Source organism: Nonlabens sp. (assembly GCF_051251825.1).
Lineage (GTDB): Bacteria > Bacteroidota > Bacteroidia > Flavobacteriales > Flavobacteriaceae > Nonlabens.
Genome location: NZ_JBPOGG010000004.1, coordinates 128,739 through 139,819, shown reverse-complemented (window position 1 = coordinate 139,819; position 11,081 = coordinate 128,739). Strand labels below are relative to the sequence as shown.

Here is an 11,081-nt window from a genome sequence, read left to right as displayed (position 1 = left end):
TCATCTTAAAAATCGTCAAACAGCAGTATTAATGTGTTTTTTATCGATATAATTAACTATTGTTACAAGATTTTAATTTTTATTATGCTTTCGCGAAAGCGAAATTGCAGAGATTAAATTCATAAAAAGTATCTTTACTATTCCCAAAATAGAATTATGCAACCTAAGCCTACATTAAAACTCCTCGCGGAAAAATTACAATTATCAACTTCTACAGTTTCTAAAGCACTTAAGGACAGTTCAGAAATAAGTACTGATACTAAAAAAAGAGTGGCTGAACTGGCAAAACTTATGGGTTATAGACCTAATACAGCTGCTGCTTCTTTACGTAATAGAGAAACCAGGACGATTGCTGTAGTGTTACCAGATATTGTAAATGACTTTTTTGGTCAGGTATTAATGGGAATAGAAGAAGAGGCTTCTCAACACAACTATAAAATTGTAATCTGTATATCAAATGAATCTCAAGAGAAAGAGAGAGATTATATGGAGATGTTCTCAAATGGCGCTGTTGATGGCTTTATTACCGCAGCTGCGATGGAAACACAAGAGTCAGGAAAGTTTGAACACTATAAGGATATATTAAACTCAGGTTTAAAATTAGTGATGTTTGATCGTGTAATTGATGATTTAGATTGTGATAAAATTATTGTGGATGATGCCGCGTCTGGTTCTAGACTTGTAGATTTTTTAAGATCTAAAGGCGATAGGAATATATGTATTGCATCTACCATTAGTAAATTAAGTGTAGGACAACTTAGAGAACAAGGAATAAGGAATCGTGTGGATGAGCTGGAAGGTGTACATCTTCATGTAGTCGCACATGAAGAAGATGCTGCGTTTCAATCTCAAATGGAGGAATCGTTTAAAAAGGACCAAATCCATTCTATAATTGCACTTGATCAACGAGCTGGAATTATGGCGCTAAATAAAGCGCATGAATTAGGAATAAAAGTACCACAGCAATTACAGGTGATATGTTATTCAAACAGTAACATGGCAAAGTATTCTTATCCGCAGCTTACTGTGGTAGATCAACATTCAAGAGAATTAGGAAAAAAGACTTTTACGCGAATATTAAATTTGCTTAAAAATAAGGATGAAGTGCAAGTTACAAGGATACATACACTCAAAACTACCTTAATAGAAAGAGGAACAACTAGAAAATAAAAAAGTCCCTTAGAGATCTAAGAGACTTTTTGTAGCGTGGGGCGGGCACGATCCGCCGACCTCAGCATTATGAATGCTGCGCTCTAACCAGCTGAGCTACCACGCCATTTTAAGCAAAATGCTTAAGCGGCTGCAAATATATACTTATTTGTGGTTTTATTCCAAATGTAATTCTCTTAAATATTTTCTGATTTTGATATTTTCTTTTCACAATTAATCTCCTATATTGCCGTCAAAGTAATTTTCCTATGCAAGATCCTATTAAATTTAACCTTGAATTTCCTATTCAAGTATCACCAGCATTACTATATCAGTACATCGCAACTCCTTCTGGAATGTCAGAATGGTTTGCAGATAATGTGAATAGTAGAGGTGAATACTTTAGATTTATATGGGACGGATCAGAGGAGAAAGCAAAAATAGTAAAGCGAGTAAGTGGAGAAAGAGCTCGTTTTCAGTGGGATTATGATGAGGATACTAAAAAGTTTTTTGAAATGAATATTCAAGTAGATGAGATTACTAAAGATGTTTCTTTAATAATCACAGACTTTGGAGAAGATGATGATGAAGTGGAGGATCAAAAAATGTTTTGGGAAAATCAAGTCGGTGAGTTAAAAAAGGTCCTAGGTTCTAGTTAAACCTAATTTCTATACTTAATTTTGAGCCCTGAAATAATACAGGGCTTTTTTATGGTTAATATTGACGGTACTATTCTTTCTTCTGAGCAAGCAACTATTGCTTATAACAATAGAGGAACTTATTATGGAGATGGAATTTTTGAAACTATAAGATATTTTCAAGGAAGACCTTTATTATTTGAAGCGCACTACTTTAGACTCATGGCTGGAATGCGTATTTTAAGAATGGACATCCCAGATTCTTTCACGCCAGAGTTTATTGAACAATCTCTCATAGATCTTATCTCTCAAAATGGATTGAATCAAGGTCATTCCAGAATAAGATTTACCGTATGGCGCAAAACAGGCGGATTCTATTCACCGCAAAACAACGATGTGCATTACAGCATTACAGCAACACCACTTGAAGGAGTATATGCAGCCAGTGATTATAGAGAAGTAGAACTTTTTAAAGATCACTATATATTATCTGGTTTGTTATCTACTTTAAAAACTAGTAATAAGATAGTAAATGTACTTGCTGGTCGTTATGCGCTGGATAATGACTACCAAGACCTATTGCTACTTAATGAAAAGAAAATGGTGACTGAAGGTATTTCTGGAAACGTATTTGTGCGTTCTGGAAATAAAGTTAAAACACCACCAGTACTGGATGGTTGTCTTAATGGTATTATGAGAGAACAAGTGATACAGCAATTAAAACGCATGCTGGATTATGAAATCGTGGAAGAAACCATCACACCTTTTGAATTACAACGTGCTGACGAGATCTTTACTACAAATGTGGTAAAAGGTATTCAAAGTATAGATAAGTACCGCAAAAAAGAGTTTAATAAGGAACTAGCTGCTGAATTGCTTGAGATTTTTAATGATAAATTCTTTTCTTAGTTATAAGAAGGGTTTTCAGGAGCATTAGACCACAATTCATAACTACCACCTAATTCTAGCATTTCATTTTTCCATAAATCAGAGATATCCTCTGAAAAGACAAATGGGGCAGAGGTACCTTCCTTAATGGCCCATGTTTGAGCATCAAGCTCTTGAGTGAGTTGATTTTTATGCCAGCCTGAATAGCCTAAGAAAAACTTAATTTGATCACTGGTAATTGAATTATTATTGAGAAGTTCATTTACACTTGTAAAATCTCCACCCCAATATATATCATCGGTGATTAAATGGGAATCGGGAATAAGATCTGGAATAGAATGTAAAAAATATAGATTATCCATTTCTACAGGACCGCCTTGATACACTGGTATTTCTAATTCCACTCCAGGAATAAGGTCGTTCAATGTATAATCTAGCTGTTTGTTAAGAATAAAGCCTACCACGCCATCTTCGTTATATTCTGTAAGTAATATGATGGACCTAGAAAATGATTCATCACCTATGATATTAGGTTTTGATACTAGAAGATTTCCTTTTTTAAGTAGAGTTGGTGACATTAAATTTCTATTGAATTCTAAACTTAAAGAAATAATTCGGATTAATGAATTAAAGGAAATTAAAATTTACTTTTAATATTATGTAGAAACTTATAGAAAACAAAAAACCCGATTCTTTTCAGAATCGGGTTTGATACTTTAAATAAAGTAGGAAATTAGTTTACAGCTTTCTGTAAATCACTACCTGCTTTAAACTTCACTACATTTTTAGCAGCGATTTTGATAGTCTTTCCTGTTTGTGGGTTTCTACCTTCACGTGCAGCTCTTTTAGAAACTGAGAAAGATCCGAATCCTACTAGAGAAACACGGTCACCTTTTTTAAGACATTTTTCAACGTTTCCTAAGAAAGATTCTAATGATTTTTTTGCTGCTGCTTTTGAAATTCCAGCATGCTCTGCCATTCCTTCGATTAAATCTGTTTTGTTCATAATTGTAGTTAAATTAATGTTGGTTAAACTAAAACGAGTAACAAATTTATACGGAATATACTACCACACAAGGATTAGAGCGATAAATGCCACAATTTGTTTATAAAACTAAGCAATTGTTAATAAGTTAAGCCATTTCATAAGCTTTTATTGCAACCCATTGTCAAATCTAGCGTTGGCGAGGAATTGAAATCCATTGAGAAGACTTTTTGAGTCCATTCTCTTTTTATTAGGTAATTGAAGTTCATGAATATGTAAGAAGCCATTCTTACAAGCTACTTTTATAACATCATTTTCTATGACGATGCTACCCGTTTTCATTTTATGAGCGATGACCTCAATGGTAGTTTTGTAAACCTTTATAGTTTCAGCCTTATCCTGAATCAATTGCGCCTTTGCAACAGGATAAGGATATAGACCTCTCACGAGTGCATCTACATCTTCCACATTGCAATTCCAATCGATCGTTGTGTTATGAGCGTTTAGTTTAGGAGCTTCTTTTAAAACACCACTCAAAGGTTGTTTTTGAGTAGTTATTTTTCCTGCCGCAATGTCATTAACCGTTTTTAAAGACAGTTCACTTCCTAGCTTCATGAGCTTACCATATAAGGAACCTACATTCTCATCTGCTTCAATAGGACAGCTCAATTGATCTATAATAGCTCCAGTATCAATCTTTTCATCAATAAAGAATGTGGTAACTCCAGTTATTGAGTCTCTATTTATAATGGCCCAATTAATCGGAGCGGCACCACGATATTCTGGTAATAAACTCGCGTGTAAATTAAATGTTCCTAGCGCTGGCATGCTCCACACCACTTTAGGTAGCATCCTGAAGGCTACGATTACCTGTAAGTCTGCACGGTAACTTTCTAATTCTTCAATAAATTCAGGTGCTTTTAAATTAGGCGGTTGTAATACGGGAATACCTTGAGAGACGGCATATTGCTTTACATGACTCTCATTCAATTTTCTACCACGACCTGCTGGTTTATCTACCGCAGTCACCACAGCGACTACATTATGATGTGATTCATGCAGCGTTTCTAGCACACCAGTTGCAAACTCTGGTGTTCCAAAAAATATAATATTCAATGACTTATCCATTCCAGGTATATTTATGACGATCACTTAATTGAACTTTTCCTTGATCGAGAAGTTCCTTTAATGCGATCACTAATTGTTCTTTTTCACTTTCTGGTCGCAAAGATGCAATTTCCTGCATATTTAAATCTGCAGTTTGCAGGGCATTTTTAAGCAGCATGATATGGTTTATAGTTCTTAAGCCATTTTTACACTGACTGCATTTCCCGCAAGGTTGTGATTCTTCACCAAAGTATCTTAAAATCAAAACGTTTACACAATCCTCTTTCTGTGAAACTAGTTTACATATTTGGGAAAGTTTATCTTTTTTGACATCATTTTGTTGCTGTAAAGTTTTAGAAAAACGGTTAATGGTACGATCATCATCCCGTGGTTCTAAGAAAGTAATTTGAGTATCGGCGTCTGTGATTTGCGCTTCTATAAATTCTTTTTCTTCAAGCATTTTAAGAGTTTCAATCACATCAGTCTGGCTAGTATTACTACGTAAAGCAATTATAGAGGTGTTGATTTCTAGGTTTTGATAGGTGCTGCTTCCATAAGTGCGCAGTATGGCTTGCACGATGGCGTTCATGGCAGGTCGATTTTTGAGAAATTGAAGTATGTTGTTCCCGCTTTCGCGAAAGCGTAAACTAGACCTTCTATGGTAACTTTGAGAAAGACTGATCACACTAAAACGATCCAGCGTGAGCAACGCATTATAACACAAAACGCCATTAATAGAGTAATGACTAGCAAAATCTGTAAAGCTGAGTTGGTGCGTGGTATTCTCGCCTTCTCCCATAGCGATGCGCAAATAGTTGTTCAACTTGCGATAAATAAATTTCACTTTTTCTATCGTAGGTAGTGATTTAAGAAACTGATTTTGAGCATGAATGACATCATTAACATTAAAAAAAAACTGTGCAATACTTTCATTTCCATCACGTCCAGCTCGTCCTGTTTCTTGGTAATAACTTTCTATACTATCCGGAATTTGTAAATGAACGACGCTGCGCACATCAGGTTTATCGATTCCCATCCCAAAGGCATTAGTCGCCACCATGACTTGGGTTTCATTTTGCATCCAGGATTGAGCTGTTTTTATTTTCACCTTATTATTTAATCCACCGTGATAAAATCCAGAGGAAATCCCATTTGTGGTTAATAATCTAGAATACTCAATTGCATTTTTACGACTTCTTATATACGTAATAGAACTGCCAGCTTGATTTTTATAAAATTGTACAAAGGCATTATTTTTATCTTGCGACTCAGTAATGTGATAACTTATATTAGGTCTCAAGTAACTATTCTTAAATATTTGAGGTTGCTGTAATTCCAGACTTTCTATAATATCTTGTTGCACGTCTACCGTTGCGGTAGCAGTAACAGCAATTACTGGAACTTTTTTATGAATGTTCCTTAATATTTTAATGTCTCTATAAGCTGGTCTAAAATCGTGTCCCCATTGACTCACACAATGTGCTTCATCTACTGCGATGAGTGAAATTTTCATGCGAGCGATACGTTCCTGAACGAGACTTTGCTGTAATCGCTCTGGACTTAAATAAAGAAACTGATATTGCCCATAAATACAATTATCTAGTATATCATCGAGGTCTTGATAGGAAATACCGCCTGTGATTCCTATAGCTTTTACACCTTTTATCTTTAATGCGTTTACTTGATCTTTAATGAGTGCGACCAGTGGAGAAACGACAATGCAAATACCGTCACGCAACATTCCAGGAATCTGATAACATAATGATTTTCCTCCACCGGTAGGTAGTAGTGCGAGCACATCTTGATTATTAACAACAGCGTCTATAATCGCTTCCTGTCTAGGTCTGAAGTCATCAAACCCAAAGGTGTTTTTTAAGATATGTTTTGCGGCTGGATTCAATCGTTTATTTGAGATATTAAAAATGAATAGCGTTCCTCAATCGTTCCTTTAGGAATCACGATAGGTTTATAATTAAAACGTTCGTAGAATTCTTTTAGAATATCACTTATAGTTTGTGCTTGCTCAAAGGTTTCATAGCGTTCATTATCAGATTGATAAATCTCTTTCCATGGTGGTAATAAAAATACCATGTCATAGATATATTCATTACATGCTGCTAGATAATCATCTGGGATAGGATCTCCTGTAAAAACATGATATGCTGGAACATCGGGTATTCCACGATCGTAAAAATTAAGTCCTGAAACCGCATTATTGAATTGATTAATTCTACCTGCGAGTAAACTATTACTAAAAGCTAGCGGATCTGTAAGAAACAATTGATCGATTCCTTTCTCTTGAGCTTCAAGAATGACTTGCCTGGATATCTCGTGATGCACGAGTAATCCTTGCGATTCCATGTGTTGAATTAAAGTGGTTTTACCAGATCCTGGTCCACCTATAAGTAAGATTCTTTTCTTGTCTTCCATAACTGGTACAAAATAACTAAATTCAATTGTAGAAAAGCCTACTCGCATGACTTATCTTTGTTCTCTTTTTAACTATGGATCCTAAGAACTCAGCAGAATTTTACCAAAAGCTTAAATCTCAACTAGAAGAAACGAGCACATGGCCCAGTAAATATTTATATAAATTTATTGTTCCTTCTCAACCAGAAAAGATTCATCAAATCACTCAAATATTTGATAACATAGGAGCAGTAATAGTTAATAAAGAATCTAGCAAAGGAACTTACACTAGTGTTTCCATAACAGTAGTCATGAAATCTCCCGATGCTGTGATTGAAAAGTATAAAGAAGTAGGTGCTGTAGAAGGAGTTATTTCTTTATAATAGTAATGTCAATTTAATTGCTGTAAATTGTTTATTTTGCAGCTCTTCACAAGTAATACAATATCAATTTGGTACCATCATTAGAATACAACACAGAGCGTAATCATCTCAATATACCTGAATATGGAAGACATATTCAAAAATTAGTTGAGCATTGCAAAGAGCTCAAGACTAAAGAAGAACGCAACCGCATGGCAACAGCCATAGTAGGAGTGATGGGTAATTTGAATCCGCACTTGCGTGATGTGGCAGATTTCCAACATAAATTATGGGATCAATTATTTATCATAGCCGATTTTGAACTAGATGTAGATTCTCCTTATCCATTACCAGATAAAGATCAACTCGATGCTTCACCAGATCGCATGCCTTATCCTCAAAAGAAACCTAAATATCGTTTCTACGGGAATAATATCCAGAACATGATTAATGTAGCGGTAAGCTGGGAAAAAGGTGAGAAGCGTGAAGCTCTTACTTTCATTATCGCAAATCACATGAAAAAGTCGTTCTTGAACTGGAATAAAGACTCTGTAGATGATAATGTGATTTTCAAGCATTTGTTTGAAATGAGTAATGGAGAGATTAATCTCGCAGATAAAGATCAAGATCTATTAGATTCTAAATCTTTGATTCATAAAGCTGTAGGTCGTAGAGATCACAGTACAAATCCTATACGTAATAACAACAAGAAACGTAATTATAAATCTAATAACCGCAACAATAAGCGTTCTAGATAATTACACCTGACGATTTCAATAATTAAAGCAGCCCATGAGGCTGCTTTTTTAGTTAATAGGATTGTTAATTAAATATGAATAGATAATTCAAGAATCCTTTTGCAACAGCTAGCATACCCTTATTTTTAAATAATAATAAGATTTAAAAATGGGAACATTCATTATAGAAGGTGGACACCAGTTAAAGGGTGAAATTCAACCACAAGGAGCAAAAAACGAAGCGCTACAAATACTTTGTGCAGTCTTACTTACAGACCAACCGGTACGTATTAATAACGTTCCAGACATTATAGACGTTAACAAGCTCATTGCTTTATTAAATAACCTAGGAGTTAAGGTGACTAAAAATGGTCCAGAATCCTACACATTTCAGGCAGATCAAGTTGATCTAGACTTCTTACAATCTGAGGATTATAAAGTTCAAGGTCGTGGATTGAGAGGTTCGATTATGTTAGTAGGTCCGTTATTAGCTCGTTTTGGGAAAGGATATATCCCACGTCCTGGAGGAGATAAAATAGGTCGTAGAAGATTAGATACTCACTTTGAAGGATTTATCAAGTTAGGAGCAAAATTCAGGTACAATAAAGAAGAGTATTTCTATGGAGTAGAGGCAGACGAATTACATGGAGCTTACATGTTGCTCGATGAAGCATCTGTAACAGGAACGGCAAACATAGTAATGGCTGCCGTACTCGCCACAGGTGAAACTACTATTTATAATGCAGCATGTGAACCTTATTTACAGCAATTGTGTAAAATGCTCGTAAGAATGGGCGCAGACATTAAAGGAATAGGTTCTAACATGCTTACCATTAATGGTGTTAAAAAATTAGGTGGAACGACTCATACGATTTTACCAGACATGATTGAGATAGGTAGCTGGATAGGTCTTGCTGCCATGACTAAAAGTGAAGTAACTATTAAGAACGTAGCATTTGATGAACTAGGTATTATTCCAGATACGTTTAGAAAACTAGGAATTACCATCGAGCGTAGAGGAGATGATATCTTTATCCCAGCTCATACAGATGGTTATGAAATTCAGAATTACATCGATGGATCCATACTCACCATTGCCGATGCGCCGTGGCCAGGATTCACACCAGATTTATTAAGTATCATTCTCGTAGTAGCAACTCAAGCTAGAGGTAGTGTTCTCATCCATCAAAAAATGTTTGAAAGCAGATTATTCTTTGTGGATAAACTGATTGATATGGGCGCAAAAATTATTCTTTGTGATCCGCATAGAGCTAGTGTTCAAGGGCACGATTTTAAATCAAGCTTGAAAGCAACTACTATGACTTCTCCAGATATACGTGCAGGAATCTCATTACTTATCGCAGCGCTAAGTGCAAAAGGAACGAGCACGATTCACAATATCGAGCAAATCGATCGTGGCTATCAAAATATCGATACGCGATTAAAGAAAATAGGAGCAAAGATTGAACGCTTAGCTTAATAATTTGTGTAGTAAGAACTTGATATACGCTTTCGCGAAAGCGTATATCAAGTTTTTTTATACCCTAAAATCATAATTAAGTCTAAATTTCAACGTTTTAGGCAAGACTTTTGCTAGTTTTAAATCATGAAGAAGATTGTTTTATCCTTTTTACTATTATCGGGCTTTTTAATTACTGCCCAAGAATTACCTACAACGACGTCTCGTACTATTGAACCAGTTCCTTCTGGAACAAGTACAAGTGGATCGATGTTATTTCCTAGTACTACCGAGAAGAAGACTTATGTAAGACCTAGTGAAACTCCTACCATAGATATGACTCAAAAAACTGATCTACTAGATCCAGGCGTAAAGTTTAAAGGTCAAAAATTTAAAACAGATCGAGCACCAGGGAATTTTGTTAACGACACCTATTTAGGTGAGTTAAGAACCGGTAAGGAAACTTTGCAAATGACACTTTGGGATCCTAGACTTGAAGATGGTGATCGTGTGCGTATATGGCTTAATGATGAAATTCTTATTACAGATATGACACTTCTTAATGCTTCTCAAGGTTTTAATATCATACTTAAAGATGGCTTTAATAAGATAGAAATAGAGGCTTTAAATCAAGGATACTCAGCACCTAATACGTCTGGTATCGTGATAAGAGATGAAGATGGAACGGTGATGGAACAGAAAATCTGTATGATTAATGCTGGTGTTAAATCATTACTCATCGTTATTAAGGAGTAATGCTCTCAATTCTGCATCCTTAATTTCTAGTACTGGTTTACCTTCTAAATGTGCAATTGTGTAAGCACCTATTCTTATTCTTGCCAGTCGTAAGGTAGGAAATCCTACTACACCTGTCATTTTACGTACTTGTCTAAATTTCCCTTCATTAAGAATCACACTCACCCAAGAAGTAGGACCGTGACGATCATCTCTTATTTTTTGTTTGGTTTCAGGTAGGCTAGGAGCATTATCAAGTAATTCCACTTTACAAGGCTTAGTGTTGTAAACGGCACCATTAATACTTATTTCAACTCCAGTTTCCATTTGTTCTACGGCAGCAGCAGTCATAATGCCATCAACTTGTGCAGCATATTCTTTATCAACTTTACCAGATTTGTTGATGTGGTTACTCAATTGCCCGTCTGTAGTGATGAGTAATAAACCTTCAGAATGTTCATCGAGACGTCCTACAGCCATTGTATCATCTGGGAAATCATGTAAATCACCTAAAAATTTCTTGTTTTTTTGATGCCTATCATTGGTCATGAACTGGCTCAACATGCGATAAGGTTTATAAATCAAGAAATGTCTGTGCATGCTGCAAAAATC

Annotated in this window: 13 protein-coding genes and 1 tRNA gene; 7 read left to right on the top strand and 7 right to left on the bottom strand. The window is 35.4% G+C overall.

What is annotated here, in order from left to right:
• Positions 1-156: 156 nt before the first annotated feature.
• Positions 157-1,170: a LacI family DNA-binding transcriptional regulator gene (locus ACSHWW_RS07000; protein ID WP_435681718.1), complete on the top strand. Its 1,014-nt coding sequence runs from the start codon at positions 157-159 to the stop codon at positions 1,168-1,170.
• 32 nt (positions 1,171-1,202) lie between these two features.
• On the opposite strand, the gene ACSHWW_RS06995 is transcribed toward ACSHWW_RS07000, so the two are convergent.
• Positions 1,203-1,276 (bottom strand) — tRNA-Met (locus tag ACSHWW_RS06995).
• Between the two features lie 142 nt (positions 1,277-1,418).
• Here ACSHWW_RS06995 and ACSHWW_RS06990 point away from each other — a divergent pair.
• A complete protein-coding gene (locus ACSHWW_RS06990; protein ID WP_435681717.1) occupies positions 1,419-1,808 on the top strand; it encodes an START-like domain-containing protein in 390 nt (129 codons plus the stop codon).
• 51 nt (positions 1,809-1,859) lie between these two features.
• Complete coding sequence (locus ACSHWW_RS06985; protein ID WP_435681716.1) at positions 1,860-2,696, top strand: aminotransferase class IV; 837 nt, start codon at positions 1,860-1,862, stop codon at positions 2,694-2,696.
• Here the strand turns inward: ACSHWW_RS06985 and ACSHWW_RS06980 are convergent.
• From ACSHWW_RS06980 to ACSHWW_RS06960, 5 genes are all read right to left on the bottom strand, one after another.
• Positions 2,693-3,253: a YqgE/AlgH family protein gene (locus tag ACSHWW_RS06980; protein WP_435681715.1), complete on the bottom strand. Its 561-nt coding sequence runs from the start codon at positions 3,251-3,253 to the stop codon at positions 2,693-2,695. The two genes, ACSHWW_RS06985 and ACSHWW_RS06980, sit on opposite strands and share 4 nt — an antisense overlap.
• A gap of 155 nt (positions 3,254-3,408) precedes the next feature.
• On the bottom strand, positions 3,409-3,681 hold the full coding sequence (locus ACSHWW_RS06975) for an HU family DNA-binding protein (protein ID WP_435681714.1): 273 nt from the start codon (positions 3,679-3,681) through the stop codon (positions 3,409-3,411).
• 147 nt (positions 3,682-3,828) lie between these two features.
• Positions 3,829-4,788, bottom strand: a complete 960-nt coding sequence (fmt, locus tag ACSHWW_RS06970; protein WP_435681713.1) for a methionyl-tRNA formyltransferase — start codon at positions 4,786-4,788, stop codon at positions 3,829-3,831.
• A complete protein-coding gene (locus tag ACSHWW_RS06965) occupies positions 4,781-6,667 on the bottom strand; it encodes a RecQ family ATP-dependent DNA helicase (protein ID WP_435681712.1) in 1,887 nt (628 codons plus the stop codon). The genes fmt and ACSHWW_RS06965 overlap by 8 nt, the downstream gene beginning before the upstream one ends.
• Positions 6,664-7,245: an AAA family ATPase gene (locus ACSHWW_RS06960; protein WP_435681711.1), complete on the bottom strand. Its 582-nt coding sequence runs from the start codon at positions 7,243-7,245 to the stop codon at positions 6,664-6,666. The genes ACSHWW_RS06965 and ACSHWW_RS06960 overlap by 4 nt, the downstream gene beginning before the upstream one ends.
• 26 nt (positions 7,246-7,271) lie before the next feature.
• Between ACSHWW_RS06960 and ACSHWW_RS06955 the strand changes: the two genes are divergently transcribed.
• From ACSHWW_RS06955 to ACSHWW_RS06940, 4 genes are all read left to right on the top strand, one after another.
• Positions 7,272-7,559 (top strand): DUF493 family protein, encoded by a 288-nt coding sequence (locus tag ACSHWW_RS06955; protein ID WP_435681710.1) that lies wholly within the window; start codon positions 7,272-7,274, stop codon positions 7,557-7,559.
• 68 nt (positions 7,560-7,627) lie between these two features.
• The gene (locus tag ACSHWW_RS06950) at positions 7,628-8,296 is read left to right on the top strand and encodes a DUF4290 domain-containing protein (protein ID WP_435681709.1); all 669 of its coding nucleotides are present in this window, start codon (positions 7,628-7,630) and stop codon (positions 8,294-8,296) included.
• Between the two features lie 148 nt (positions 8,297-8,444).
• A complete protein-coding gene (murA, locus tag ACSHWW_RS06945; protein WP_435681708.1) occupies positions 8,445-9,755 on the top strand; it encodes a UDP-N-acetylglucosamine 1-carboxyvinyltransferase in 1,311 nt (436 codons plus the stop codon).
• A 126-nt stretch (positions 9,756-9,881) separates the two neighbouring features.
• Positions 9,882-10,490: a hypothetical protein gene (locus tag ACSHWW_RS06940; RefSeq protein ID WP_435681707.1), complete on the top strand. Its 609-nt coding sequence runs from the start codon at positions 9,882-9,884 to the stop codon at positions 10,488-10,490.
• Here ACSHWW_RS06940 and ACSHWW_RS06935 read toward each other — a convergent pair.
• Positions 10,467-11,069 carry a pseudouridine synthase gene (locus ACSHWW_RS06935; protein ID WP_435681706.1) on the bottom strand — a complete coding sequence of 201 codons (603 nt, stop codon included), beginning with the start codon at positions 11,067-11,069 and terminating at the stop codon, positions 10,467-10,469. The two genes, ACSHWW_RS06940 and ACSHWW_RS06935, sit on opposite strands and share 24 nt — an antisense overlap.
• Positions 11,070-11,081: the final 12 nt, after the last annotated feature.